Raw genomic sequence first — 26,625 nt, 5'->3', positions numbered from 1 at the left:
ACTCGAGGGTAACCGCATACCGCCGAGCCCAGGCCATAGAAGTCCGCGACTATCTCGCCGCCCAGCCACCCCTCGATTACAGCGACCAAGCCTGGAACATCCTCGTCGACCACGCCACCATCACAGCCGACGGCACTATCAAACTCACACTTAAAGACGGCACCACCGTGTCTCCAACGGGTTCATAACGCGAGATGCTAAAAGTCAGAGGGGATTTGTTGATCCTGGCGTTGTGTCTGCGGGGCTTAGCTCGAGTTGTGTTCCTTGCCAGCAGTTGATGAGCCAGCGGTCGTGACTGGCGATGATGAGTGTGCCGTTCCATTGGCGTAGTGCGTCCTCTAGTTCTTCAATCGTGGCTAGGTCGAGGTAGTTGGTTGGTTCGTCAATGATTAGAATCTCGGGTTTCTGCGCCACGGCTAACGCGATCTGGGCTCGACGCTGGTTTCCATCTGACAGTTGGCCGACTGGGATGGTCCACGTGGAGGGGTGGAGTATTCCCTTGCCGAGGTCTCCGATCCCGCTGGTCCAATGTTCTGGGTGAAAGTAGGGGTCGTCTGTGCGTGGTAGGCGCTGTGGGACGTAAGCAAGCTGCCCGTTAACGGAGATGGTGCCACTGGCATTGGATCTAGTGTCGCGTGGCGGTTTGCCGCTTGCGATCCAAGCGAGGAGCGTGGTTTTTCCTGCCCCGTTCGCGCCAGTCAGTAATAGATGTTCTCCTGTGGCAAGGTCGAACGTGACTGGGAGCAGTCTGCCTGAAACGGTGGCGCTTCGTGCGGTGACGGCCAACCCGCCACGTGGGTCAACTGGCGGAAGGTTGAGCTTGAGGTGATAGTTGCGGGGTTTTCGCACCTCACGCTCAGCAAGCTCTTCTAGGCGTTGATCGTCGTTACGGGTGCGTCGCAGTGCGGTCTTTTCTGCCCGGTCAGAAAAGAATTTACGTGCCTTGCCCTGAGCAGTCGCTAATTTTACCCCACCACGAGAAATATCCTCACTGCGACGGCGATGACTTTGAATCGCGCGCTTTTCAGATCGCTGGATGGCGTGAAGCTTCCGATGCTCCATACGGGCATGTCGTTTAGCGGCAAGATAATCACTGTAGGCACCAGCGCATCGGTACACACCCGACACCACGTCGCCACCTTCGGCTGTGGCTACAGCCTGCCATGGGGCAACATCAAGGTCATAGATGACCGTGGCTGTTTCTTCAATAAACGCACGATTATGACTGGCCATGAGCACTGGCCCTGGCCAATCTGTTATTTGCTCGATCAGGAACGCTATCGCATCGTCGTCAAGATGATTGGTGGGCTCATCCAAGACCAAAAGTGCAGGTCTAGTCAAAATGATCCCCGCCAGTTCGAGCCTGCCTGCTTGCCCCGGGGATAGTGTGGCAAGTGCGCGCTGTCGACCACGTCCAGTCAGTTGACCTAGCCCTAAACCGGCGAGTACTTCGTCGATTCGAGCTTCAAGCGACCATGCGTCAGTCAGGCTTAGCTTGGTGAGTAGGCGGTCATATTCTTCAACAACAATCGTTGAGCGTGGGGCATTTGATAGTTGCTCCGTCAACCGGTCGAAGCGAGCGAGCAACTCCCGTGGGCCAGCCAACACATCATCCAGGTAGTCCTGAACCGTGCCAGTGGCGTCACGAACATATGGGAAACGACAAGAACCTGCATCTCCTGCATCACTGATGGTGATGTGGCCTCGATCGGGGGTTAGCTCTCCACGTATAAGGCGCAGCAGCGTGGTTTTACCAGAGCCGTTTGGCCCCACAAGTACCGCGCGCTCACCGTTGCCAACGGTGAATGAGATGCCATCTAGGAGTGGCTGGGCGGAAAATGAAAAAGAAAGATTGGTTACCTCGAGAATGGGCATAGTGATCTCCAAAGCCGTCGAAACACTTGATCGTTTCTCGGCACAGCCGAGCGGAGATTACAGCACCATCGGTTAACACACTCCCAAAATAGAACGAACGCAGCTATGTAACTAGCCCCTAGCGTACCGAATACGCTGCTGGTAATCACCCGGAACTCACTCGGCGCTCTTGTCAAGACGAAATGCACCCACCGCGCGTCGTTATGCACCCACCTGCCATGCGGTTGCACCCACCCTCGCGACTTTTGCACCCAGCTAGAGCCTTGTATCAAAATGAACGTCTAAGCAACAAACTAGAAACCCCAGGCCAAACAACGGCCTGGGGTTTCGCTGTATCCGCGTTTTACTGAGCGGCTAGTTCCGCAGCGATGCCGAGACTTGGTTGAGGGCGACCTTCACGGTGCCGACGAAGGCGGTGCCGGTAACGGCGAAAAGCGCTAGGGGAGCAGTAGCTACGAGCATCTGACGCTTGCCGGGTTCGTTGCGTTCGCGCAGGGTGCCTACTAACAGCATGGTGACTAGGGTTTGCAGGCCGAGGTCTTGGCTAGCTGTTGCTAGGTCGACGCTGGGGTCGCTTTCCTTATTATCTAGTGCTGCACCAAGTGCGGGCAGCAGCAGTGAAGCTGCGGAGACTCTACCGGCGATGGCGGCGACAGTCTTGCCGCTGGCGTAGTCCTTGGGCTTACCGGTCAGCGACCAGTTGATGGCAGCGCCTTTCTTGGTGGCGAGCTTGGCGGCGAGCACGCCGTTGGCTGCGGCGAGCAACCACGGTGCGGTAGTTAGTGTGCGAGACAGAGCCTTCGGAACATAGGGCGCAAGGTCGGGAAGCGAATCATCCGGTCGAATGATTCCGAGCTTGGCAGCAATGGCGCCGAAGTTGAGGTCCCAGCCAATGCCGAAGCGACGGGGTACGAAAAGCTTTGGGTTTTCGGGTTCGAAGCTGCGCAGGCTAAGTTCGCGCTTCCAGGGAAGTCCGATGGGTAAAGCCATGTTTAGTGTCCTTTCAGTGCGGTATCGACAGCCTTATTGAGCTGCTGCCAGTCGTGGGTGAGGGTGCGAAGGTGGTGGAGGCCGGCATCGTTAAGCGCATAGACCTTGCGGGGTGGTCCCGAGGGGGATTCTTCCCAGTGGGTGTCCAGGCGGTTGGCCTTTTTCAATCGGGCTAGGAGGGGGTAGAGGGTGCCCTCGGAAATCTCTTGGCCAACCTCGTCGTATAAGCGCTGGCGCAGTTGCCCGCCATAGGAGGGCTGGCTGCTTAGCAGGGCTAGCACGATGAGTTCGAGTGCACCTTTGCGAAGTTGGGAATCCTTCATCTAAGTACCTTCCTATAACAAGTACTATGTAAAACATAGTAGCACCGCAAAGCGGTTGTTCTTTCCTTAGGGTGGGAGCATGGATATTTTTCGCAAGACCACCTCGCGCCCAGACCAAGCCGGAGCAGAAGCAGCAGGATTGGAGTGGCTGGGAGAGGCCACGCATGCGGTGGTGCAGGTACTGGAGCTTGAGGACTACCAGATTGGCACGGAAAAGGTCCGCGAAGTTGCACCCACCGCGGATGCCGCGCGCGAGTTCGGTGCGGAGCTGGCGCGGATGCACGCCGCAGGTGCGCCAGCTTTTGGTGCCCCGCCAGAAGGTTGGGAAGGCAAGAACTTCATTGGTCGGGTGGAGCAAGCGTGTGAGCCGACAGATGACTGGGGCGAGTTCTATGCCGAGCAGCGCGTGCTGCCCTTTGCGCGCAAGGCACGAATGACGCCGGAGCAGCTGGAGTTGGTGGAAAAGGCCTGCGAGCTGATTAAGGCGCAGTCGTGGGATGTAAAGCCCGCGCGTATCCATGGTGATTTGTGGGCGGGCAATCTGCTCTTCGGTGAGCATGGCGGTGTCATGATTGACCCGGCCGCCCACGGCGGGCACCCACATACCGACTTAGGCATGCTGGCGCTATTCGGTGCGCCGTATCTGGATGAGATCTTCGAAGGCTACGGTGCGCCAGCAGATATCGATGACTGGATTCCACTGCACCAGCTGCACCCACTGGCGGTGCATTCGCTAACCCACGGCAGTGCGTATCATCGCTCCTTAGCGCAGGCAGCGAAAGCCACCATCGACTTACTGGGGTAGGGGACCAGAAGGCATCGCGCGCTTGTGGGCGCCGCGTTGCCAGAGTTCTTCGATGCGGGCGCGGGCATCGTCAGGTACTTCGCGGCCCTCCAGGTAGTCGTCGATGTGCTGGTAGGTCACGCCGAGTGCTTGCTCATCGGGAAGCTGCGGCTGGTCGTCTTCTAAGTCTGCAGTAGGCACCTTCTTCCAGGTGGATTCCGGGGCGCCGAGGTATTGCAGTAGCTGTGCGCCCTGGCGCTTGTTCAGGCTATTTAGTGGAAGCAGGTCAGCGGCGCCGTCACCCCACTTGGTGAAAAAGCCGGTGACGTTTTCCGCGGCGTGGTCGGTGCCGAGTACGAGCGCGCCAACTTCACCGGCCACGGCGTATTGGGCGGACATGCGCAAACGTGCCTTGAGGTTGCCGCGGTTGAAATCGTTTAAGCCCTCCTGATTGAGGGCCTTGGCAACCTGGTCGTTCATGGCAGCGGTACCGGGCTGGATATCGATGGTGAGTCGGTGGTCCGGTTCAATGAAATTTAATGCAGTCTGTGCATCGTCCTCATCGGCCTGGACGCCGTGGGGCAGGCGAATGGCATAGAACTGCGCGCCGGGGACTTCATCGACAGCCAGTTGGGCTAACTTACCGGCCAAAGTCGAGTCCTGACCACCGGAAATACCTAAGACGAAGCCTTTCGCACCGGTGGATTTTAAGGTGTCGACGAGGTAATCGACGCGGGAGGCTACTTCTGTTGCTGAATCGATTAAGGGCTTGGTACCCAGGGTTTTTATGATCTCTTGCTGGAGGTTTGGCGCGTTGTTCGACATGACTACATAGTAGTCACCTGCCAGAATGAAGCGTTGTGAATAATCAAACTTATGTGAAGGTCGTTGCCGCAACCGCGGCGCTGGGCGGCCTTCTTTTTGGCTATGACACCGGCGTGATGTCCGGTGCTTTGCTCTTTATTGGCCCAGAATTCGATATGACCGCCCACCAAGAAGGTTGGGTGACCTCCATGCTGCTGGTGGGTGCCGCCATTGGTGCGCTGTGTGCGGGTCGAATTGCTGAAGGTCTAGGCCGACGCCGCACGTTGATCGCCGGCGGCGTCATCTTTGTGCTGGGTTCTATCTGGTGTGCACTGGCCACCTCCGTGGTGAGCTTGGGTGCGGCGCGTACCTTCCTCGGCTTGGCTGTCGGTGGTGTCTCGATTGTCTCGCCGATGTATATCGCCGAGATGGTCCCGGCCAACGTGCGTGGTCGTTTGGTCTCGCTGAATACGCTGGCGATTGTGGTGGGCCAGCTGTTGGCCTACTTGGTCAATTCCGCTCTTGCCCCGACGGAGAGCTGGGAGCTCATGCTGGGCCTGGCTGCTGTACCGGGTGCGATGCTGGCTGTCGGTATGCTCTTCGTACCAGAAACCCCGGCTTGGTTGGCCTCCCATGGACGCGTCGAGAAGGCGCATGCCATTGCCGGTCGCGTTGGCGTGGACCTGGATGAACTGGCTGGTGAGGTCGAACCGAAGGCCTCGAGTTCGGAATGGAAGCGCCTGCGTTCCACCCGGTGGCTGCAGCTGACCGTCTTGTTGGCGATGCTTATGGGCCTCACGCAGCAAATCACCGGTGTGAACGCGATTGTGTACTTCGCGCCGACCATGATGAGCCAGGTGGGCATTTCGACGACGAATGCGGTCTACACCTCCATCGTGATTGGCACCGTGTCTGTCATTGCCTGCTGGGTGGGCCTGAAGGTCGTGGACAAGATTGGCCGCAAGCGCCTGTTGCTCATTGGCCTGTGCGGCAATGTGGTGTCGCTGTTTATCTTGTCGGTGACCTATTCCTTTGCCGATGGCTCGACTGCCATGGCGATGGTCTCGCTGTTCTTTATGGCTACCTTTATTGCCTGCCAGCAGGCCGCGGTCTCGCCAACGACGTGGCTGCTGATTTCCGAAATCGTCCCGCAGCCAGTCCGCGGTGTGGGCATGGGTATTGCCGGACTGTCGTTGTGGGTGACTAACTGGGCAGTCGCGCAGTACTTCTTGCCGCTGGTGGAGTGGCTCAGCGGCCCGGTGGCTTTCGCGATCTTCGGTGTGCTCGGCATCGTTGCCATTGCCTATACCCGCGCTTTGGTTCCTGAGACTATGGGGCGTAGCCTAGAGGAGGTCAGCGCAGAAATGCGCCGCCGTTACTCTAAAACGGCTTAAGTTTGGTAATGGCGAGCCGTTAAGGTAACATTTTCCCTCGTGTCATGGCCGGGGATGTTCCCTGCCATGTGAGAACTATTCAACCGCATGTAGATTGCGCATAACGAAAGGAGCGCCCGATGAAGGTCCGCAAGTCGCTTCGGTCGCTGAAGAAGAAGCCGGGCGCCCAGGTTATTCGCCGCCACGGTAAGGTCTTCGTGATCAACAAGAAGGATCCGCGTTTCAAGGCTCGTCAGGGCTAGAAACCTCCTTCGCATCATGGCCGCCCCCTTCCACACAGTTGGAAGCGGGGCGGTTTCTCTATTTCCTGCTGTGCGGTGCGGTGTAGTTCGGGCTATAGCTCAAAATGTGTTGTTTTACGGCGTGTCGTCGTATAGCTCAAAATGTGTTGGTGGGGTTTAGCGCATCTGCCCTTTCCTGATTCCCATAGAGTGGTTGTAGGCACTGTCTATGGCGGTGTCTAGAGTTGCTGGACGGCCGTCGTCATGGCCGTTAGCGGCTCGTTTTTCCTGGTTGGCAAGGGCTTGTGCTTTGGTCAGTGCGTCTTTGCCCCAGTTTTGCTGCCTGGCGATTTCTACCGGATCGTCAGGCAGCTGTGTATGTAGGTACAGCCACCAGTCGCAGGCTAGGCGTTGGTGTTCTTGGCTTAGGCCTCTGTGGTCGTACAACAGCTTTTTCAACGGCGAGTTAATCCCGCCTTCCAAACTGTTGGTGGTGCGTTTGAGGGCTGTCTCGTTGTCCTGGTGGGGTTGCTGGTGTGATTCGGTGATGAACAGGAAGAGGTTGTCGTTGTTGACCAGCTTTTCCAGCAGGTTGTAGGCCGTGCGGTGTCGGTAGTGGGTGTACCACCACTTTTTGTTTTTGCGTTTGGATTTTGGGATTTGTTCAAACGGAACGTCTTTGACGTAGGTGCGTTCTTTGAGCTTATTGCCAAACAGGTAGTTGAATTTGTGGATTTTGAGCACCCAGTCTGCTGCTTGTTTTCGGTGCGTACTTTCAGCAGGTCAAGGCCTAGTCGTCGTAGTGCTTTACCCATCGGGGTTTGAGGTTTACGTCCGGTTGCTTCGGTGATGTTGCGCTGAACATGGACCAGGCAGCGTTGGACTTTTGTATCGGACCATTGGGTGGTGATGGCTTTGAGTGCGCCGTTGTGGCCGTCGACGGTGGCGATATCTGCCGGGGCCATGGTGTCGAGTAGTCGGCCGTAGGACCATTCTGATTCGGTGTGGCACCAAAACCAGTTGATGACGTGGTTAATATCGGATGCCACTAGCAGGCACGAGGAGTTGATGTAGGTGCCGTCGAGGAAGATTTGTGTGTAGACGCGGTGGGGATCAACTGGTCTAGGTGGTTGCACTAGCCAGAACGTGGTGAATTTCCGTTTTAGCGTTGATGTGCTGGTGTTATGTGTTGCTGCGGTATCAGCAAGAGAGCGGCCGGTGGTTAGCCAGCTAATGAAGATGCGGAACCACTTAGCGTATTCAGCTTGCTCGTTGGAGCGGACGAAAGAAAAGCCACAGTGTGTACAGCGCCAGCGTTGACGATTGCTGCTGGTCCTGCCGTGTTTATTGCACCGACTGTGGCACATCGGGCATGAGGGATGATTTGTACTCATCCCCTAATAATCAAAGACGCCTTACCATACTGAAGTCATGGCTCGGGCATTTCGGCAGGAAGACGCCGTAATCACTCTAAGTAAGGGAATAATTCCTTATACGAAGTGCTCAGCTATCGAAAACAGGCGGATCCACCAACACATTTTGAGCTATAGGCCTGTAGTTCGGGCTGTAGGTCTGTAGTTCGGCGCTCGCATCGTGCTACGCAGTGACATCGGTCACTCGAGTGAACTTTGTCACAAACTCAGGATTGTCTGCACTGGTTTCCTGGGAGTTTCATCGTTGTAGTTTCAACGGTGTTGAAGGTGAGGTCAACATGTGGGGTGTCGTTGGTGGGTATCCTGGGAATATCATCGGTGTAACTACTACATGTTGTGACTGTTGCAGGGTTGGGCCACAAAGTATAGTGTCATTGGTGTTGCTCAGGAGCTCGGCATAAAGCCCGAACTGGTTGAGCTTTTCGTATACTTGGAATCCAGCACAAGTGAAGGAATCGCGTTTTATGTCTATCACCGTTTACACCAAGCCAGCGTGCGTACAGTGCAACGCCACCAAGAAGGCTATGGACCGTGCGGGTCTCGACTACGACCTCGTCGACATCTCTTTGGACGATGAGGCGCGTGACTACGTCATGGCGCTGGGTTACGTGCAGGCACCGGTTGTGGTGGCAGGCAGCGAGCACTGGTCCGGTTTCCGCCCAGAGCGCGTGAAGGCACTGGCTTCCGTCGCAGCTTCCGCCTAAAGTCATGTTGGTCGTGTATTTTTCCTCCACAACGGAAAATACGCACCGCTTTGTGGAGAAGCTGGGTTTTCCCAGCGCCCGCATTCCGCTGCATCGCAACGATGCCCCCTTAAAGGTCAACGAGCCTTACGTACTGGTGTGTCCCACCTACGGGGGAGGGGCGTCGATTAATCACCAAAATTCCAAACCAGTCCCCAAGCAGGTCATTCGTTTCCTCAATGACGAACACAACCGCAGCTTTATTCGCGCGGTCGTGGCGGGAGGAAACAGTAACTTCGGAACGGACTTCGGCCTGGCAGGCGATGTCATCGCCGCTAAGTGCAAGGTCCCTTACGTGTATCGCTTTGAGCTTCTCGGAAACGATGAAGACGTGCAGATTCTGCGCCAAGGATTGTTAGACAACGCTACTGCTTTGGGTCTCGACCAGGCAGCATAAAAGCCGCGTATCAGTACTATGTGCTGGTAGCGGCCCCTTATTTTTTCAATATCGCTTAAATTCCTCGTGTAAAGAAAGGCCGGTAGCAGTGACTACGCAGTTGGGAAAGACCGTCGCTGAACCAGTAAAGACCTCCGAGCAGTTGGACTACCACGCGCTCAACGCCCTGTTGAACCTCTATGATGCTGACGGAAAGATTCAGTTCGATAAGGACCGCGAAGCCGCTAACCAGTTCTTCCTGCAGCACGTTAATCAGAACACTGTCTACTTCCACGACCTGGAAGAAAAGATCGACTACCTGATTAGCAACGAGTACTACGATCCGGCGGTCATTCAGCAGTACGACTTCGACTTCATCAAGTCGCTGTTCAAGCGTGCGTATGCCTTCAAGTTCCGCTTCCAGTCCTTCCTGGGTGCGTTCAAGTACTACACCAGCTACACCCTGAAAACCTTTGACGGTCGCCGCTACCTCGAGCGTTTCGAAGATCGTGTGTCCATGACCGCGCTTTTCCTCGCCGATGGCAATGAGCAGGTGGCAGAAGCGCTTGTCGATGAAATCATGACCGGCCGCTTCCAGCCTGCCACCCCGACCTTCCTCAACGCCGGTAAGGCTCAGCGCGGCGAGCTGGTCTCCTGCTTCCTGCTGCGCATTGAGGACAACATGGAGTCGATTGGTCGCTCCATCAACTCCGCACTGCAGCTGTCCAAGCGCGGTGGTGGTGTGGCACTGTTGCTCAGCAACATCCGCGAGTCCGGTGCACCAATTAAGCACATCGAGAACCAGTCTTCCGGTGTCATCCCCGTGATGAAGCTGCTGGAGGATTCCTTCTCCTACGCTAACCAGCTGGGTGCCCGTCAGGGTGCCGGTGCGGTCTACCTCAACGCCCACCACCCGGATATCCTCAACTTCCTGGATACCAAGCGTGAGAACGCCGATGAGAAGATCCGCATCAAGACTCTGTCGCTCGGCGTTGTCATCCCGGATATCACCTTTGAGTTGGCCAAGCGCAACGATGATATGTACCTCTTCTCCCCGTACGATGTCGAGCGCGTCTACGGCAAGGCCTTCGGCGATATCTCGGTCACCGAGCACTACGAGGAAATGGTCGAGGATCCGCGCATCCGTAAGAAGAAGATCAACGCTCGCCACTTCTTCCAGACCCTGGCAGAAATCCAGTTCGAGTCCGGCTACCCGTACATCATGTTCGAAGACACGGTGAACAAGGCCAACCCGGTCAAGACTGGTCGCATCAACATGTCCAACCTCTGCTCGGAGATCCTGCAGGTCAACTCGCCTTCCGAGTTCAACCCGGATCTTTCCTACGCGGAGATGGGCAGCGATATTTCCTGCAACTTAGGTTCGCTGAACATTGCGATGTCCATGGATTCCCCGGACTTCGGCAAGACCGTCGAAACTGCGGTCCGCGGCCTGACCGCCGTGGCGGATAAGACTTCTATCGACTCGGTTCCTTCCGTGCGTAAGGGCAACGACGATTCCCACGCCATCGGCCTGGGCCAGATGAACCTGCACGGCTACTTGGGCCGCGAGCACATCGAGTACGGCTCCGAAGAAGCCCTGGACTTCACCAACGCTTACTTCGCCGGTGTGCTCTATGCAGCCCTGCGCGCATCCAACAAGATTGCCCGCGAGCGCGGCGAGTACTTCTCCGAGTTCCCAGAATCTGAGTACGCCAACGGTGAGTTCTTCGACCGCTACGATCCGGCTGATTTCCAGCCGCAGACCGAGCGCGTCAAGCAGCTTTTCGATGCCTCCTCGGTCCACCTGCCTTCCGCAGGGGAGTGGGAGCAGCTTAAGCAGGACGTCGCAAAGCATGGCTTGTACAACCGCAACCTGCAGGCCATCCCGCCAACAGGCTCGATTTCCTACATCAACAACTCCACCTCGTCCATCCACCCGATTGCCTCCAAGATTGAAATCCGCAAGGAAGGCAAGATTGGCCGCGTCTACTACCCGGCACCGCACATGGATAACGAGAACCTGGACTACTTCCAGGATGCTTACGAGGTCGGCTACAAGAAGATCATCGACACCTATGCCGTTGCCACCAAGTACGTGGACCAGGGCCTATCGCTGACGCTGTTCTTCAAGGACACCGCCACCACCCGCGATATCAACAAGGCCCAGATTTACGCATGGCGCAAGGGCATTAAGACCCTGTACTACATCCGCCTGCGTCAGATGGCGCTGGAAGGTACCGAGGTCGAAGGCTGCGTATCCTGCATGCTTTAGCTTTGAGCAGCGGCGTCCAGAATGCGGCGGGAAATCTTTTCCGCTTCGTCTGGGCGTCGCTTTGCGATGGCCACAGCTAACTCCCGGTGCAAATCCTCCGTCCCGCCAATTGGGTCACGCTTCGCGGAACCGTAGACGGACTTGCCTTTGACCATCGCCAGCAACGATGGGGCTAGGGCGGCGAACATCTCGTTGCCGGAGGCATGCAACACCACGGAGTGAAAGCGCAGGTCGGTTGCTAACTCCTCGCCCACGCGCGGGGAAGGCTCAACTTCGAGCTCATGCAGGCGGTCGCCGAGCGTAAGAATTTCCTCGACCTGGGCATCGCTGGCATTCTCCGCCGCCAATCGGGCCGCAATCGGTTCGATGGCTAAGCGCATCTGGTTCAGCGACTCCAGCTGACCGGGTCGGGATTTCTCCGCATCCAGACGCCAGCCGATGATCGCTTGGTCGAAGACAGCCCACTCGCTTAAGGGCAGCACGGTCATCCCGACGCGGCGCGAGCTGGAGACCAAGCCGAGCTGCTCGAGCGCGCGCATGCACTCCCGGGCGACCGTGCGGGAAATGCCGAAGCGCTGGTGCAGATCCTGCAGCGTAAAGCGGTGGCCAGCAGGCAGTGTCCCGGTGACGATGTCCTGGCCAATCGCATCCAAGACAGTACTTAATAGTGGGGTAGTGGAGTGGTTGAGATCCTCGGCCACGGCTGCCTCCTTGCCATAAATAATGCTTCACACCCTACCGCCCGAAACCCCTTGAGGTTGGGTAGGATTTGGGAAGTATAAACCGTATGAAAGGTGGAACTTGCGTGTCTCACGACTATGACGCCTATATCCAAAGCCATGACAAACCCGTCAAGGCGATTAACTGGAATACCATTCCAGATGAGAAGGACCTCGAGGTATGGGAGCGTTTGACCGGTAACTTCTGGCTCCCAGAAAAGGTCCCGGTCTCCAATGACATCCCCAGCTGGAAGACGCTGACGGATAAAGAGCAAGAAACCACCATGCGCGTCTTCGCCGGCCTGACCCTGCTGGATACCATCCAGGGCACCGTCGGCGCGGTATCGCTGCTGCCGGATTCGATGACCCTGCACGAAGAGGCGGTCTACACCAACATCGCGTTCATGGAGTCGGTGCACGCTAAGTCCTACTCCAATATCTTTATGACGTTGGCCTCCACCCCGATGATCAACGACGCGTTCCGCTGGTCCGAGGAAAACGAGAACCTGCAGCGCAAGGCGAAGATCGTCATGTCCTACTACAAGGGCGATGACCCGCTGAAGAAGAAGGTCGCCTCCACGCTGCTGGAGTCCTTCCTTTTCTACTCCGGCTTCTACCTGCCGATGTACTTCTCCTCCCGCGCGAAGCTGACGAATACCGCCGACATCATTCGCCTCATCATCCGCGACGAGGCCGTTCACGGTTACTACATCGGCTACAAGTTCCAGCAGGGCTTCAAGAAGCTCGACGAAGAGCGCCAGGCAGAGATCAAGGAATACGCCTTCGACCTGCTCTACGATCTCTACGACAACGAAATCGACTACACCGAGGATCTCTACGACGACCTCGGCTGGACTGAGGACGTGAAGCGCTTCCTGCGTTACAACGCCAACAAGGCGCTGAACAACCTCGGCTTCGAGGGCCTCTTCCCGGCTGATGAGACCCGCGTCTCTCCGGCCATCCTGTCCTCGCTGTCGCCGAACGCCGATGAGAACCACGACTTCTTCTCCGGCTCCGGTTCCTCCTATGTCATCGGTAAGGCCGAAGACACCACCGACGAGGACTGGGACTTCTAGCACCTGCTTTGCGATGCCGCCCTGGGTTATCCCAGGGCGGTTTTCTCATGTCTCACACGCGTAACAGCACAGATTTCCGATAGGGCATTGACACGGAAAGTCGTCCAACTCATCCGAAAGGTTGATTACTGTTGAGGGGGCTGGGTGCGAGGTTTTCTCCGTGGGCTTTCCAGGAAAAATGTGCTAAATGTCACTGTAGCAATGAAGGGTTTTGCAACCTTAGCGGAAAACTAGTGCCGGAACCTGCGCAGATGGCGTTGGTGCTGCGTAGTGGGGGAGATGGCGGGGTGGATGGACCTGCGGAAAAGCTAGCAATTGAAGGGGGAAGTGGCCTAATATAAGTCGAGTAAACCTAGGTGCAGGCAGATCTCGATCTCCTGCACTTGTTGACCAGGAGGATTTTATGACCGCTGTGGCGCCAAGGTTGGACGATTACGTCCAGCCAACTCGTCCAGAGCCTACCGGTGGCGAAAAGACCGGTTCCAAGGCTTGGGTATTTCTGACCACCACCGACCACAAGCAGCTGGGCATCATGTACTTGATCATGTCCTTCAGCTTCTTCTTCCTCGGTGGCTTTATGGCGCTGCTGATCCGTGCTGAGCTGTTTAGCCCGGGTCTGCAGTTCCTGTCTAACGAGCAGTTCAACCAGCTGTTTACTATGCACGGCACGGTGATGCTGCTGCTTTTCGCAACTCCAGTTGTCTGGGGTTTTGGTAACTACATTCTGCCGTTGCAGATCGGCGCACCGGACGTGGCCTTCCCGCGTCTGAACGCCTTTGGTTTCTGGGTCACCCTGCTGGGTGGCTGCGTGATGCTGCTGGGCTTCGCTACCCCGGGTGGCGCTGCTGACTTCGGCTGGACCATGTACATGCCGCTGGCTGACCAGGTTCACACCCCGGGCATCGGCGCTGACATGTGGATTGTCGGCGTGGGTGCAACTGGTGTCGGTACCATTGCTTCCGCTGTGAACATGATCACCACCGTGCTGACCCTGCGTGCACCGGGCATGACCATGTTCCGTCTGCCGGTCTTCGTGTGGGGTGTCTTCACCGCTTCCGTGCTGGTGCTGATGATCTTCCCGCTGCTGACCGCTGCTGCACTGGGCGTGCTGTACGACCGCAAGCTGGGCGGCCACATCTATGACTCCGCTAACGGCGGCGCCATCCTGTGGCAGCACCTGTTCTGGTTCTTCGGCCACCCTGAGGTGTACGTCCTCGCACTGCCGTTCTTCGGCGTTATCTCCGAGGTCGTTCCGGTGTTCTCCCGTAAGCCAGTCTTCGGCTACGTTGGCCTGATCTTCGCAATCCTGGCCATCGGCGCTCTGTCCATGGCTGTGTGGGCACACCACATGTTCGTGACCGGCGCGGTCCTGCTGCCGTTCTTCTCATTCATGACCTTCCTGATTGCAGTGCCGACCGGCGTTAAGTTCTTCAACTGGGTGGGCACCATGTGGAAGGGCCACATCACCTGGGAGACCCCGATGATCTTCTGCATGGGCTTCATGGTGACCTTCCTCTTCGGTGGTATGACCGGCATTATGCTGGCTTCCCCGGCACTGGACTTCCACCTGGCTGAGTCCTACTTCCTGATTGCGCACTTCCACTACACCCTGTTCGGTACCGTGGTGTTCGCTTCCTTCGCTGGCCTGTACTTCTGGTTCCCGAAGATGACCGGCCGCATGCTGGACGAGCGTCTGGGCAAGATTCACTTCTGGCTGACCTTCATCGGCTTCCACGGCACCTTCATGGTTCAGCACTGGGTCGGCAACATGGGTATGCCGCGTCGTTACGCTGACTACCTGGAGTCCGATGGCTTCACGGTCTTCAACCAGATCTCCACCATCTTCTCCTTCGTCCTGGGTGCATCTGTCATCCCGCTGATTTGGAACGTGTTCAAGTCCTGGCGCTACGGCGAGATCGTCACCGTCGACGATCCTTGGGGCTACGGCAACTCCCTCGAGTGGGCCACCTCCTGCCCGCCGCCACGCCACAACTTCGAATCGCTTCCGCGCATCCGCTCTGAGCGCCCGGCATTCGAGCTGCACTACCCGCACATGGTGAAGCGCGCTCGTACCGAGGCTCACATCGGACACTAATATCTCCTGCGTCTGCCGCTCTCCCTTCCGGGGAGGGCGGCTTTTGCGATCCCAGGCTTAGTGGAATAATGACCAGGGTGAATACCCCTACTGTGATTACAACTTCCGGCCCGGATAAACCGGGCGTATCCGCCGCCTTCTTCCGCGTCCTGGCTGCCCACGACGTAGAACTTATCGATGTTGAGCAGGCCCTGTTCTCCGGCCGCATTTCCCTGTCTGCCTACACGCAGGTCGACCCGGACAAGCTAGAGGCCATCGAGAAGGGCCTGCGCGATACGTTGAGCATTTACCAGCAGCACGTCAGTATCACCCCGGATTCCCAGGAGCACTCCCGCCCGCGCTCTACCCACGTCGTGGTCCTGTTGGGCGAGTCCCTGGCCGCCGGCGACGTGTCTGCCGTCGCGCAGACCCTGGCCAACCACGACGCGAACATCGATCGCATCCGTGGCCTGTCCACCTCGCCCATGACGGGCCTGGAGCTGTACATCACGCTTAACGATGCCCCCGAGCGCCTCCGCGCCGATCTTGCCGACCTGTCCCACCAGCGCTCTATGGACATCGCCATCGAGCAGGCTGGCCTGCACCGCCGTTCCAAGCGCCTGGTGTGCTTCGACTGCGATTCCACCCTGATTACCGGTGAGGTCATTGAGATGCTCGCCGCCCACGCCGACCGTGAGGCCGAAGTCGCCGCCGTCACCGAGCGCGCCATGCGCGGTGAAATCGACTTCGAAGAATCCCTCCGCGAGCGCGTCAAGGCCCTGGCCGGCCTGCCCGAGTCGGTTATCGAATCGACCGCCCGCGACCTGCAGCTGACCCCGGGCGTGCGCCGCACCATCGAAACGCTCAAGCGCATGGGCTTCCGCGTCGCTGTCGTCTCCGGTGGCTTCATTCAGGTCCTCGAGGACCTCGCCGACGATCTCGACCTTGATTACGTCCGCGCCAACACCCTCGAGGTCAAAGACGGCCAACTTACCGGCAACGTCATCGGCCAGGTCGTCGACCGCGAGGCCAAGGCCAACTTCCTGCGCTCCTTCGCCGCCGACTCGGGCGTCTCCATGGCTCAGACCGTCGCCATTGGTGACGGCGCCAACGACATCGATATGATTTCCGCCGCGGGCCTGGGCATCGCCTTCAACGCCAAGCCGGCCCTGCGCGAAGTCGCCGACGGCGCCGTCAACCACCCGCAGATGGACAGCGTCCTGCACCTGCTTGGCATTCCCGCTGACGAGGTCGCCGATGAGTGATTTCGCCGCTGCACACGAGCTCCTTCGCAGCTGCGACAAAGGCCGCAACCCGGGCCGTGCCATGCAGATTGTGCTCAACCTGCCCAAGCAGGACCCACCGCAGCGCAATCACGTCCTCCAGGCCGCTGCCCGCGCGTGCGTTGCCGCCTGCCTGGAGTGCGGCCACCTCGACGAGTTCGGCGCCTGGTACGGCGAGAGCATTCGCAAGGTCGCCCGCCGCTCCCGCAACAAAGCCTGGCGCGACGTCCAAGAGCTGCCCGGCTACACCGTCGACAACCTAGCCCGCGCCTTTGTGCCTTTCGCGGAGGTGGACCACCGCATCGGCAAGCTGCAGGTCGGCCACACCGACCTACCCGTCACCGAGCCCGAGCCCCTGCTTTCCGATGCCCCCACCATCTACCTCGACTCCTCCCTCGACATGACCATGGGTAAAGCCGCCGCCCAAGTCGGCCACGCCTCCATGCTGCTCGCCGCCGACATGACCTTCGACGAAGTCACCGCTTGGCGCGCCCAGGACTACGCCCTGAACGTCCGCGAGGTCGATGCCGACGAGTTCGCCCGCGTCAGCCGGGGCGCCGTCGTCGTGCAAGACGCCGGCTTTACCGAAATCGCGCCTGGCTCGATTACGTGCGCTGCTCGACGAGCCGCTTAAGCGACCCGCGCACCGTCTTCGGGTCCGTGGTGGCCCAAAACTGTGGCATCGACGCCTTCAAAAACGATCCGTAGCGCTTGGTCACCAGGCGGTTATCCAACACGGCTACCACGCCGCGGTCATCGACCGACCGCAGCAACCTGCCCGCACCCTGCGCCATGAGCAGCGCCGCGTGCGTCGCGGAGACTTCCATGAAGCCATTGCGGCCCGCCACCTTTGCCGCCTCCGTGCGCGCCTGTAGCAGCGGATTATCCGGGCGAGGGAAGGGGATACGATCAATCAGCACCAGCGAGCACGCAGGACCTGGCACATCCACGCCCTGCCACAGCGTCAGCGTGCCAAACAGACACGAGTTCTCATTCTTGGCAAACTTTTCCACCAACGCGCCGATGGAGTCTTCGCCTTGGACGTAGACATCGAAAGGCACGCGCGCCCGTAGCTCTTCTGCGGCCTGCTCTGCTGCACGCCGCGAGGAAAACAACCCCAACGTGCGCCCACCGGCAGCCATGATCAGCTCGCGCATTTCTTCCAGCGTCTCGTCTGCTAGACCATCGCGGCCCGGCTGCGGCAGATGCCGCGCGACGTACAAGATGCCCTTCTTCTGTGGGTCAAAGGGGTATCCCACATCGAGTGAATCCCAGTCTCCCTGCGGCATGCCCCACTGCGCGGCCATCGCATCAAAGCGCCCACCCAGCGCCAACGTCGCTGACGTCAGCACCACGGTCTGCTCACCAAACAGGCGCTCCCGCAGCAACTCCGCAATCGACAGCGGCGCCACCGCCAGCGAGTCGTCCTCCAACCACACGACGTCTTCGTCGTTACCGGCAAAGACCTCCAGAATCCGCGCCACGGTCTGAGCCATCACCGCCAGGTGGTTGGCCAGATTCTGCCGCTCCGCGAACTTCTCCGGGTCGCTGGTCTGTTCACCCTCCGGCGTGCGCGCAACCTCCTCGCGCGCACTCGCAATCGTCTTGCCCAGCGCCTCAATTTGCGACTGCGCATCCTCCGGCAAATCCGTCAAACGGCCTGGCTCGTATTCCGCCAACAACTGCTGAAACTCATCGGCCTGCTCTGCTAGACGATGCCCCTGCGCACCCAACGACTTCACACGATTCGCCGCCATCTTGATACCGCGCGCCGTCAGCTCCGCCGTCGAGACCGAGGTAATGCGCCCGTCGAGCTCATGCGCCTCGTCGATAATCACCACGTCATGTTCAGGTAGCACGTTGACGTCCGCGGCAGCATCGATAGCCAGCAACGCGTGATTGGTCACCACCACATCGGCCTTGTTCGCCCGCCGACGCGCCAGCTCCGCAAAGCATTCCTCCCCGTGCGGACAACGCGACGCCCCCAGACACTCTGCCGAGGTCACCGACACCTGCCGCCAGGCCTCCTCCGAAACACCCAACTCATCGCGGTCGCCGGTCTCGGTTTCCTCGGCCCATTCATGGAGGCGCTTCACTTGTTTTCCGATGCCATAAGCTTCACCCCCGAGCCCATCATCCAGCATCTCTGCCTGCGCAATCTTATTCATGCACAGGTAGTTCGACCGGCCCTTCATAATTGCGAAGGTCGGCTTGACCTCCAGCTCGTCTTCGAGCGCTTCCACTAGCCGCGGCAGGTCGCGCTCGACGAGCTGCCGCTGTAGCGCCAACGTCGCGGTCGAGACAATCACCGTCGTCTCAGATTCCTGCGCATGCCGAATCGCTGGCACCAAATACGCCAGCGACTTACCGGTACCCGTACCGGCTTGCACCGCCAGGTGGCGCTCCTTCTCGAGCGCCTCCGTAACGGCATTGGCCATGCGAATCTGGCCCTCGCGGCGGGAGCCTCCGAGGGCGGTGACGGCGGCATCGAGAAGCTGCTCGGTCGAGCTCACCGGCTACCCCTGAGTAAAGCCGACCATGCGGGTCGGCACCGCCGGCTCGTCGCGGGTCAGCGCCAGGCCCTCCCACGGCAGCGTCTTGCGTGCCGCAGCCAGGTACTCGCGGGATTCTTCCAGCGTTGGCAGGCCCTCGACCGTCTGGCCGTCGCGCATGAGCGGAATGGTCATCTCGCGGGCCTCGAGATGCTGCTCCGGTGCCTCCTGCGACATCGGGTAGACCTGTTCCTCGACGGCCACGCCAGTGGAACGGTAGGTGCGCTGCGCACGCTTCGCCCCGCCCACAGAGCGCTTCGAACGCGAACGCTTTGCGACGGGATTACCCTCCACCTCCACAACCTTGTAGACCATGCCTGCAGTCGGCGCACCAGAACCCGTCACGACGGAGGTGCCGACACCGTAGACGTCGACCGGGTCGCCGCGCAGCCCCGCAATCGCGAACTCATCCAAGTCCGAGGAGACGACAATCTTGGTGTTGTGGTTGCCCAACTCATCGAGCTGCTTGCGCACGCGCCGGGTCACTGCACCCAGGTCGCCGGAGTCGATGCGCACGCCACCCAGCTTCGGACCAGCCACGCGCACGGCAGTCTCCACGCCCTTGGTGATGTCGTAGGTATCAACCAGCAGAGTCGTATCCACGCCGAGAGTCTCAATCTGCGAGCGGAAAGCGTGCTCCTCGTTCGGGGTGCCGTCGTCGTTGACGTGCCCCAGCGTCCACGCGTGCGCCGCAGTACCCGAGACCGGAATGCCGTAGCGGTGGCCCGCCTCCAGGTTTGAGGTGGCCTGGAAACCTGCCAGGTATGCCGCACGTGCCGAGGTCACAGCCGCGTACTCTTGGGTGCGACGCGAACCCATCTCAATAATCGGTCGACCATCCGCGGCCGTGACTATACGAGACGCCGCCGACGCCACCGCCGAATCGGAGTTCATAATCGACAAAATGACTGTCTCCAACACGATGCACTCGGCAAACGTGCCACGCACGGTCAGCAGCGGGGAGTTGGGGAAGTAGAGCTCGCCTTCGCGGTAGCCGTCGATATGCCCGCTAAACCGATAGTTGCGCAGGTAGTCCTTGGTGTCATCGTCCAAAAAGTCCAAAAACTCCAACTGCGCTTCGGAGAAACGGAAATCCTCCACGGCGCGCAGGACGCGAGCAGTACCCGCAACGACGCCATAACGACGCTCGTTGGGCAAGCGGCGGGCGAAAACCTCACAGGCGACCTGGCGGTTCGCTGTACCATCCCGCAATGCGGCCTGCAGCATGGTCAGCTCATACATATCAGTCAAAAGCGCAGAAGAGCGCCCGGTATCTACGGTATTCACCCCGCTGACTTTACTCCCCGCCCGGCCAGAAATGCACGGAGCGTTAAGGAATTGGTTAGGCTAGTGGGCATGAATGCACAATTCCAACCCGTATGCATGGGCTCCCCAATGGCTACGCCGGAGCTGGACGAGGACCTCGAGGTCGACGTCGCGACCAGCGAGAACCTGCCATGGATGTGCATTGTCTGGGATGACCCAGTCAACCTGATGAGCTACGTGTCTTACGTCTTCCAGACCGTTCTGGGATACGACAAGAAGCGCGCCAATGAGTTGATGATGCAGGTCCATACCGAAGGCAAGGCCGCCGTATCCTCCGGCGAGCGCGATAAGATCGAGGCCGACGTGAAAAAGCTGCAGGTCGCCGGCCTGTGGGCAACCATGCAGCAGGCGGGGTAGTAGCGAATGCAACCATGGAAGAAGAAAAAGTCGCTCATGCGCGCACCGAAGTTCGTCACGGTGTTAGAGCCCATGGAACGCGAAGTCCTAGGCGATCTCACCTCCTCGGTCGCTGAGGCGATCATTAAGCGCGCACAGTCGGCCCCGCAGGACGAACTGGCCGACATGCTCGACATGCCCTCTGGCCATACCGAAGCACCCGAGGACCCCTCGCTCGCGCGCCTGTTCCCGGACTTCGAAAAACCGGGCGATGAAGAATACGACGGCGACAACGCCCTGTTGCGCTCCCTGCATGAAAACGACATCGCGCGCTCCAAGCTGCAGCACTTGCAGGTCATCAACTCCGCGCTCGGCCCCACCGGCGGGGTAGAAGTGGCCATCTCCGAAGAAGAAGCCCACCAATTCGTCGCCGGCCTCAACGACCTGCGCCTGTACATCTCCGCAGGCGAAGGCGATGAAAACCTCGTGGAGTGGCTGGCATATTGCCAGGACAGTCTCCTCCAAGCGCTGATGGACTAGACCTGCGCTAAAGTAGGGCGCATTATGACTACGACGAATCAGGGCGCCTCGCATAACTACACCCACCGCGGCAGAATCTCGACGGGAATCCGGCTCGCGGTGGGCTTTTTGGTCGTGACCTGGGGTGTCCACCTGGTCAATTTCATCCTCGGTGGCACCTTAAGCGTCTTCGGTATCCACCCGCGCGACCCGATGGGTCTACTCGGCATCATCTTCGCCCCTATCCTGCACGGCAACTGGGAGCACCTGATTTCCAACTCCGTCCCGGGTGCTATCTTCTGCTTCCTCATCGGTCTGTCCGGCCGCAAGGCGTTCTGGGAGGTCACCGCGATTGTCGCCCTGGTCGCGGGCATGGGCACGTGGCTCTTCGGTGGTGTTGGCACGCTGCACATCGGCGCCTCCAGCTTGGTCTACGGCTGGCTGGCCTACCTGGTCATCCGCGGCATCTTTAACCGCTCCCTGCTGCAGATTCTGCTGGGCATCGTCATCGGCTTTATGTACTCCGGCCTGATTTGGGGCGTGCTGCCCATCTACGAGGGCGTGAGCTGGCAGGGCCACCTCTTCGGCGCTATCGGCGGCATCCTCGCCGGCATGGCCATTACTTCCGACGACCCGGTCAAGGCGGTGCGCCGTGCCTGATGCCAGCGCACCGATTGGCATCTTCGACTCCGGCGTCGGTGGGCTTACGGTTGCGCGCACCATCGCCGAGCAGCTGCCGCAAGAATCCATCATCTACATCGGCGATACCGCGCATAGCCCCTACGGCCCGCGCCCGATCGCGGAGGTTCGCCAGCTCTCCCAGCGCATCGCCGACGAGCTCATCGAGCGCGGCTGCAAGATGATTGTCATTGCCTGCAACACCGCCACCGCAGCATTCCTCCACGATGCACGCGAGCTTTACGATGTCCCCGTCGTCGAAGTCATCCGGCCCGCCGTCCGCCGCGCCATGGCAACCACCCGCAACGGCAAAGTCGGCGTCATCGGCACCGAAGGCACCATCAACTCCGGCGCGTATCAGGACTTGTTCGCCATCAACCCGGCCGTCGAGGCGCACGCGGTGGCCTGCCCGGACTTCGTGCCTTTTGTCGAGCGCGGCATCACCGCCGGCCGGCAAATCCTCGGCGTCGCGGAAGGGTATCTGGCCCCGCTGCAGTCTGCGGGCGTCGATACGCTCGTTCTGGGCTGCACCCACTACCCGCTGCTGACCGGCATCTTGCAGCTAGCGATGGGCGACAACGTCACCCTTGTCTCCTCTGCGGAAGAGACCACCAAGGACGTCATGCGCGTGCTCACCCAGCAAGATCTGTTCGCCCCAGAAGGCAACGTGCCCACACGCGTCTTCGAGTCCACCGGCGATCCGGAAACCTTCGCGCGCCTGGCAGAACGCTTCTTAGGCCCGCAGATCTAGGAAAAGTCGTCTCGTAATACAGCAAATTGTTAGCTTTCATGGAACTATTGAGTCCATGAAGCTGACCATCCTTGGCTGCTCCGGTAGCGTCCCCACCCCGGCCAATCCGGCCTCGGGTTATCTGCTGTCCTTCGACAATGCGCCCTCCATCATCATTGATATGGGCCCTGGCACGCTGGCTCAGTTGCAAACGCACCAGGACCCTTGCGATGCGCACGTGCTCTTTTCCCACCTGCACGCCGACCATTGCTTGGATTTCCCCTCGTTGATGGTGTGGCGTCGTTTCCACCCGACGGCACCGGCGGCAAGTCGTAATTTCTGCATCGGCCCTTACTACGCCCCGGACCACCTGGGCAGGCTGTCCTCGGATGAGGTCGGCGGCGTCGATGACATGTCCGATACCTTTGCGTTTAGCCAGTGGGTCGACGGGGAGCGCCAGCTTATCGATGACGTCTACGTCACCCCCTACCGCGTCCTGCACCCCGTGGAGACCTACGCGCTGCGCATCGAGCACCCGACGCGCACCATCGTTTATTCCGGCGATACTGCGTATACCGAGAACTTGGTCAAGGCCGCCGAGGGTGCCGACCTCTTCTTGTGCGAGGCCGCCTGGGGCCCGACGTCGGAAGGCAAGGTCGCTGACATGCACATGTCCGGAGCCGAGGCCGGCCGCGCAGCGCGCGAAGCTGGCGTGAAGAAGCTCGCCTTAGTCCACCTGCAGCCCTGGGGCGATGCCCAGGCCACCCTGGATGCCGCCCGCGCGGAGTTTGATGGTGAGATAGTCCTCGGCGACCGCGGCATGGTGCTTTAGTACGCTAGGGCGTATGACTGAATTTACTCGTGCTGATGGACGCGCCCTGGACCAGATGCGCAGCGTCCGCATTACCCGCAACTTCACCACCAACCCTGCCGGCTCCGTGCTGGTGGAATTCGGCAACACCCGCGTGATGTGCACCGCCTCGGTAGAAACCGGCGTGCCGCGCTTCAAAAAGGACTCCGGCGAAGGCTGGCTGACCGCCGAGTACGCCATGCTGCCGTCTGCAACGCATGACCGCATGCCGCGTGAGTCCATGAAGGGCAAGGTCAAGGGCCGCACGCACGAGATTTCCCGCCTGGTGGGCCGCTCCCTGCGCGCTGCAGTGGACCTGCGCGAGCTCGGCGAGAACACCATCCAGCTCGACTGCGATGTCCTGCAGGCTGACGGCGGCACCCGCACTGCTTCCATTACCGGTGCCTACGTTGCGCTTGCCGATGCCATCGCCGAGCTCAAGGAACGCGGCGTCGTCCCAGGCGAGCCTCTGCTGGACCCGATTGCCGCGGTATCCGTGGGCATCATCGATGGCGAGGTCTGCCTGGACCTGCCGTACGAGGAAGATTCCCGCGCGGAGGTCGATTTGAACGTCGTCATGCAGTCCAGCGGCAACTTCGTCGAGATTCAGGGCACCGGCGAGCACGGCCTGTTCGGCCGCAAGGAACTGGACAAGATGCTCGACGTTGCCGAGAAGGGCTGCTACGAGCTCATTGAGGCACAGAAGGCGGCACTCGAGTGCTAATTCTGGTTGCCTCCAATAACCCGAAGAAGCTGGGCGAATTGGAACGCATTCTTTCCGATGCCCACATCACCAACGTCGACCTCGTCCCCTTAAGCGACGTCGAAGCCTATCCCGAACCCGTTGAGGACGGCCGCACCTTCGCTGATAACGCCCTAATCAAGGCGCGCGCCGGGGCGAAGGCCACCGGAATACCCTGCATTGCGGACGATTCTGGCCTGGCTGTGGAAGAACTCAACGGCATGCCGGGCGTGCTATCCGCGCGCTGGTCGGGTGGCCACGGTGACGACGAGGCCAACAATGAGCTGCTGCTGGCGCAGATGAGGGATGTGCCGGAGGAGCGTCGTCAAGCGGCGTTCGTGTCCGTGTGCGCCCTGGTGACCCCGGAGGGCGCTGAGCACCTTGCCGAGGGCCGTTGGGAAGGCACCTTGCTGCGTGAGCCCCAGGGTGAGAACGGATTTGGCTACGACCCGATTTTCCAACCAGAAGGTGAGAACCGGTCGTCGGCACAAATGAGCCCGGCCGAAAAGAATGCGGTCTCGCATCGCGGCCGGGCCCTGGCGCAGTTGGTGGCGCCGATTGCTGAGTTGGCTTAAGCCAGCTGGAATTGCTCCTTGACTTCGGCGCTGCGCTTGCGCTCCATGTAGAAGGAGAAGAACGGCACCACACCGGCCAGTGCGGTGGTAAACAGCTTGCCCACTGGCCACAGCGCACGCGGGCCCAAAATCAGAATCGACAGCAAGTACACCATGTAGGCAATGCCGTGTGCCTGGGCGATGATGGTGGCCCAATCCGGGATGTCCATGCCCACGATGTACTGCAAAATCATGCGAATGACCAGTGCGATGAGGAACAGACCGGTGATGGTAGCGGCGATCTGGAAGAACTTCAGCGGGCCGCGAATTCGGTCCTGACGTTCTGGGTGTACGGAGTTAGTCATGAATGCTCTTTCTAGTCTTCGTGGTGGCGACGACGCGGTCGGTTGAGTTCGTTGTAGGTCTCAACATCGATCTGCGGTCGCTGGGGGAGAAAATCTTCGTCGATTTTGGTGGCTGATTCCTCGGCCTGATAACCGGCGTTGTCTCCGTTTTCCTCGGCGGCATTTTCGAAGTCGATACGCTCGTTCTCATAACGCATCGCCGTGCGATAGGCGTAGATGACAAAGACGGCGAACAGCGGCCACTGGAATGCGTAGCCTAAGTTCTGGAACGTGCCGGAGCCGGACTGGAAGCGTGTCCACTGCCACCAGGCGAGGAACAAAAACAGAACGACGAAGACGGCGATTAGCACAATGTGCCACCACTTGACCTTGATCTTCTTCCGCTGCTTGTTCGTGCTCACGTAGCTAACCCTACCTGTCATCCATCGAAATGTGGATTCGATTCGCGCCGGTGCTTTCGCGGCGTGTACACTACCTACAGTCCGCGCCCGTGGCGGAATTGGCAGACGCGCTAGATTTAGGTTCTAGTGTCTTATGACGTGTGAGTTCAAGTCTCACCGGGCGCACCACGATAAGCCGTTTATCCAGCAGGATAAGCGGCTTTTTCGCATGTTGAACTGCGGAATTGCTTGTGCTATTCCGCGTTAATAGAAGGACGGCGGGACCCATTGGACTTCGCCTCTAATTCTGAGGAGGCGCCCGTATCTGGGAACCCCGTCATCGTCGTTTCTGCCGTTATGGAATTTACAGGCAGTTGTTAAGTTGCTTTGATTGGTTTCGCCGCCGTATTTCCAGGCCACTATGTGGTGAACCTGACACTCATCAGCGCCTTTCAGGCAGTCTTTCCACGGACACACCGGGTTTTCGGCCGCGGCCATCATTCTTTGTTTCCAGCTGGCCTGCCGCTGCGTCCGATAGAGGTTCACAGGTCCCTCAACAGGGTGGATCAACGTGGCGTAGCCGTGATCGGTAAACATCTGCTGCACCAGCTGCGCACCAGTTAGCTTGGCACCGTTAGTCATCTGCAGCACAATGTCATCGCCGTCGCCGTCAACGATCTTGTCCAACTCGTCGAGTTTAATGACCACATTGGTGGTCACAGCAGTGCCCTTGGTCGTACCGGTCTGGAGGAACTCATCGACAGCTTCCGTGTCGGGGAAGGCATCGTTGAGCTTCGAAATCAGCTCTGATCGGCCGGTGACAGTCCAGGACCACTTGTCGGTCTTCGAACGTTTCATCTTGGTGCCCTCTTTAGGCTCCGGCGGTGGAGGCAGGAACTCCTTCGCTAGCGCGTTGAGGTCGTCTTCGTGGACTTCTGCGCAGGCGATGCGGAACTTGTAGCGCTGGACTGGGTCTTTAATGCGACGGGCTTTGTTCTCAATGTCTTTGAGTACCAGTAGGGAGTGCGGGGTGTTGCGGGCCGTGGCCTGCAGGCGCGTGTATGGCGTTTGTCCGAAGTAGACCTCCGCCAAAGACATCAGGGCCGTGATTTCCTTCTGTGGCAGTCCCTCGAGTTGCAAGTGGGCACGCGTCAGCATGGCCACCTCGGACAGGATGTCCATCGGGGTGGCAAGCGATGCTGCGTATGCCTTGACTGCTTTCATAC

27 protein-coding genes, 1 tRNA gene and 1 pseudogene are annotated in these 26,625 nt (G+C 59.3%); 18 read left to right on the top strand and 11 right to left on the bottom strand.

The features are described from left to right. Window positions 1-204: 204 nt before the first annotated feature. The 3 genes from UL81_RS09185 to UL81_RS09175 all read right to left on the bottom strand — a co-directional run bounded on the left by UL81_RS09185 (window position 205) and on the right by UL81_RS09175 (window position 3,188). Window positions 205-1,875: an ABC-F family ATP-binding cassette domain-containing protein gene (locus tag UL81_RS09185; RefSeq protein ID WP_046453515.1), complete on the bottom strand. Its 1,671-nt coding sequence runs from the start codon at window positions 1,873-1,875 to the stop codon at window positions 205-207. 354 nt (window positions 1,876-2,229) lie between these two features. Then, window positions 2,230-2,865 (bottom strand): DUF5808 domain-containing protein, encoded by a 636-nt coding sequence (locus tag UL81_RS09180; protein WP_046453514.1) that lies wholly within the window; start codon window positions 2,863-2,865, stop codon window positions 2,230-2,232. A gap of 2 nt (window positions 2,866-2,867) precedes the next feature. Beyond that, entirely contained in the window at window positions 2,868-3,188 is a 321-nt protein-coding gene (locus UL81_RS09175; RefSeq protein ID WP_035106400.1) for a PadR family transcriptional regulator, read from the bottom strand. Between the two features lie 79 nt (window positions 3,189-3,267). On the opposite strand from UL81_RS09175, the gene UL81_RS09170 reads away from it, so the two are divergent. Further along, a complete protein-coding gene (locus UL81_RS09170; protein WP_046453513.1) occupies window positions 3,268-3,993 on the top strand; it encodes a fructosamine kinase family protein in 726 nt (241 codons plus the stop codon). Here the strand turns inward: UL81_RS09170 and nadE are convergent. Further along, on the bottom strand, window positions 3,982-4,797 hold the full coding sequence (gene nadE / locus UL81_RS09165; RefSeq protein WP_035106409.1) for an ammonia-dependent NAD(+) synthetase: 816 nt from the start codon (window positions 4,795-4,797) through the stop codon (window positions 3,982-3,984). The genes UL81_RS09170 and nadE overlap by 12 nt on opposite strands. A 35-nt stretch (window positions 4,798-4,832) precedes the next feature. Here nadE and UL81_RS09160 point away from each other — a divergent pair, with 35 nt between their 5' ends. Next, on the top strand, window positions 4,833-6,170 hold the full coding sequence (locus tag UL81_RS09160; RefSeq protein ID WP_046453512.1) for a sugar porter family MFS transporter: 1,338 nt from the start codon (window positions 4,833-4,835) through the stop codon (window positions 6,168-6,170). 119 nt (window positions 6,171-6,289) lie between these two features. After that, window positions 6,290-6,412 carry a type B 50S ribosomal protein L36 gene (gene ykgO, locus UL81_RS09155; RefSeq protein WP_003847162.1) on the top strand — a complete coding sequence of 41 codons (123 nt, stop codon included), beginning with the start codon at window positions 6,290-6,292 and terminating at the stop codon, window positions 6,410-6,412. Window positions 6,413-6,568: 156 nt separating this feature from the next. Here the strand turns inward: ykgO and UL81_RS12220 are convergent. Beyond that, window positions 6,569-7,785, bottom strand: a pseudogene (locus tag UL81_RS12220) (IS1249 family transposase). Window positions 7,786-8,288: 503 nt separating this feature from the next. Here UL81_RS12220 and nrdH point away from each other — a divergent pair. The 3 genes from nrdH (at window position 8,289) to nrdE (ending at window position 11,215) form a co-directional block, all read left to right on the top strand. After that, window positions 8,289-8,528, top strand: a complete 240-nt coding sequence (nrdH, locus tag UL81_RS09145) for a glutaredoxin-like protein NrdH (protein ID WP_035107237.1) — start codon at window positions 8,289-8,291, stop codon at window positions 8,526-8,528. Between the two features lie 4 nt (window positions 8,529-8,532). Beyond that, window positions 8,533-8,964: a class Ib ribonucleoside-diphosphate reductase assembly flavoprotein NrdI gene (gene nrdI / locus UL81_RS09140; RefSeq protein WP_035107236.1), complete on the top strand. Its 432-nt coding sequence runs from the start codon at window positions 8,533-8,535 to the stop codon at window positions 8,962-8,964. 88 nt (window positions 8,965-9,052) lie between these two features. Further along, a complete protein-coding gene (gene nrdE / locus UL81_RS09135; RefSeq protein ID WP_035107234.1) occupies window positions 9,053-11,215 on the top strand; it encodes a class 1b ribonucleoside-diphosphate reductase subunit alpha in 2,163 nt (720 codons plus the stop codon). Here the strand turns inward: nrdE and UL81_RS09130 are convergent. Continuing rightward, window positions 11,212-11,916 carry a FadR/GntR family transcriptional regulator gene (locus tag UL81_RS09130; protein ID WP_035107231.1) on the bottom strand — a complete coding sequence of 235 codons (705 nt, stop codon included), beginning with the start codon at window positions 11,914-11,916 and terminating at the stop codon, window positions 11,212-11,214. The two genes, nrdE and UL81_RS09130, sit on opposite strands and share 4 nt — an antisense overlap. 104 nt (window positions 11,917-12,020) lie before the next feature. Between UL81_RS09130 and nrdF the strand changes: the two genes are divergently transcribed. The 4 genes from nrdF to UL81_RS09110 all read left to right on the top strand — a co-directional run bounded on the left by nrdF (window position 12,021) and on the right by UL81_RS09110 (window position 17,001). Beyond that, window positions 12,021-13,010, top strand: coding sequence for a class 1b ribonucleoside-diphosphate reductase subunit beta (nrdF, locus tag UL81_RS09125; RefSeq protein ID WP_407921709.1), 990 nt, complete (start codon window positions 12,021-12,023; stop codon window positions 13,008-13,010). Between the two features lie 403 nt (window positions 13,011-13,413). Further along, on the top strand, window positions 13,414-15,105 hold the full coding sequence (gene ctaD / locus UL81_RS09120) for an aa3-type cytochrome oxidase subunit I (RefSeq protein ID WP_035107228.1): 1,692 nt from the start codon (window positions 13,414-13,416) through the stop codon (window positions 15,103-15,105). Window positions 15,106-15,173: 68 nt separating this feature from the next. Beyond that, window positions 15,174-16,349, top strand: coding sequence for a phosphoserine phosphatase SerB (gene serB / locus UL81_RS09115; protein ID WP_035107225.1), 1,176 nt, complete (start codon window positions 15,174-15,176; stop codon window positions 16,347-16,349). Next, entirely contained in the window at window positions 16,342-17,001 is a 660-nt protein-coding gene (locus UL81_RS09110) for an aminoacyl-tRNA hydrolase (RefSeq protein ID WP_035107223.1), read from the top strand. Before serB ends, UL81_RS09110 begins: the two co-directional genes overlap by 8 nt. On the opposite strand, the gene UL81_RS09105 is transcribed toward UL81_RS09110, so the two are convergent. After that, window positions 16,973-18,880: an ATP-dependent DNA helicase gene (locus UL81_RS09105; RefSeq protein ID WP_035107221.1), complete on the bottom strand. Its 1,908-nt coding sequence runs from the start codon at window positions 18,878-18,880 to the stop codon at window positions 16,973-16,975. The genes UL81_RS09110 and UL81_RS09105 overlap by 29 nt on opposite strands. A 3-nt stretch (window positions 18,881-18,883) precedes the next feature. After that, entirely contained in the window at window positions 18,884-20,206 is a 1,323-nt protein-coding gene (locus UL81_RS09100; RefSeq protein WP_035107220.1) for a nicotinate phosphoribosyltransferase, read from the bottom strand. Between the two features lie 69 nt (window positions 20,207-20,275). Between UL81_RS09100 and clpS the strand changes: the two genes are divergently transcribed. From clpS to rdgB, 7 genes are read left to right on the top strand one after another with little or no spacing between them, the layout of a single operon-like run. Beyond that, entirely contained in the window at window positions 20,276-20,602 is a 327-nt protein-coding gene (clpS, locus tag UL81_RS09095) for an ATP-dependent Clp protease adapter ClpS (protein WP_236684462.1), read from the top strand. Window positions 20,603-20,608: 6 nt separating this feature from the next. Beyond that, window positions 20,609-21,121: a DUF2017 domain-containing protein gene (locus UL81_RS09090; RefSeq protein ID WP_035107218.1), complete on the top strand. Its 513-nt coding sequence runs from the start codon at window positions 20,609-20,611 to the stop codon at window positions 21,119-21,121. A 24-nt stretch (window positions 21,122-21,145) separates the two neighbouring features. Next, complete coding sequence (locus tag UL81_RS09085) at window positions 21,146-21,760, top strand: rhomboid family intramembrane serine protease (protein ID WP_046453511.1); 615 nt, start codon at window positions 21,146-21,148, stop codon at window positions 21,758-21,760. Continuing rightward, entirely contained in the window at window positions 21,753-22,529 is a 777-nt protein-coding gene (gene murI, locus UL81_RS09080) for a glutamate racemase (RefSeq protein ID WP_035107216.1), read from the top strand. The genes UL81_RS09085 and murI overlap by 8 nt, the downstream gene beginning before the upstream one ends. Window positions 22,530-22,584: 55 nt before the next feature. Beyond that, complete coding sequence (locus tag UL81_RS09075; RefSeq protein ID WP_046453510.1) at window positions 22,585-23,340, top strand: MBL fold metallo-hydrolase; 756 nt, start codon at window positions 22,585-22,587, stop codon at window positions 23,338-23,340. A gap of 13 nt (window positions 23,341-23,353) precedes the next feature. Then, window positions 23,354-24,082 carry a ribonuclease PH gene (gene rph, locus UL81_RS09070; protein ID WP_046453509.1) on the top strand — a complete coding sequence of 243 codons (729 nt, stop codon included), beginning with the start codon at window positions 23,354-23,356 and terminating at the stop codon, window positions 24,080-24,082. Beyond that, window positions 24,076-24,675, top strand: a complete 600-nt coding sequence (gene rdgB, locus UL81_RS09065) for an RdgB/HAM1 family non-canonical purine NTP pyrophosphatase (RefSeq protein WP_046453508.1) — start codon at window positions 24,076-24,078, stop codon at window positions 24,673-24,675. Before rph ends, rdgB begins: the two co-directional genes overlap by 7 nt. Here rdgB and UL81_RS09060 read toward each other — a convergent pair. Both UL81_RS09060 and UL81_RS09055 read right to left on the bottom strand, forming a co-directional pair. Continuing rightward, complete coding sequence (locus tag UL81_RS09060) at window positions 24,672-25,019, bottom strand: DUF3817 domain-containing protein (protein WP_035107215.1); 348 nt, start codon at window positions 25,017-25,019, stop codon at window positions 24,672-24,674. The two genes, rdgB and UL81_RS09060, sit on opposite strands and share 4 nt — an antisense overlap. An 11-nt stretch (window positions 25,020-25,030) precedes the next feature. Further along, window positions 25,031-25,441 (bottom strand): hypothetical protein, encoded by a 411-nt coding sequence (locus tag UL81_RS09055; protein WP_035107214.1) that lies wholly within the window; start codon window positions 25,439-25,441, stop codon window positions 25,031-25,033. A gap of 62 nt (window positions 25,442-25,503) precedes the next feature. On the opposite strand from UL81_RS09055, the gene UL81_RS09050 reads away from it, so the two are divergent. Then, window positions 25,504-25,588 (top strand) — tRNA-Leu (locus tag UL81_RS09050). A gap of 75 nt (window positions 25,589-25,663) precedes the next feature. Here the strand turns inward: UL81_RS09050 and UL81_RS09045 are convergent. Beyond that, window positions 25,664-26,623, bottom strand: a complete 960-nt coding sequence (locus tag UL81_RS09045; protein WP_035107213.1) for an HNH endonuclease signature motif containing protein — start codon at window positions 26,621-26,623, stop codon at window positions 25,664-25,666. Between the last annotated feature and the right edge of the window lie 2 nt (window positions 26,624-26,625).

This window comes from Corynebacterium camporealensis (genome assembly GCF_000980815.1).
Taxonomy (GTDB): Bacteria; Actinomycetota; Actinomycetes; order Mycobacteriales; family Mycobacteriaceae; genus Corynebacterium; species Corynebacterium camporealense.
This window is presented reverse-complemented; position numbering and strand designations above follow the sequence as displayed.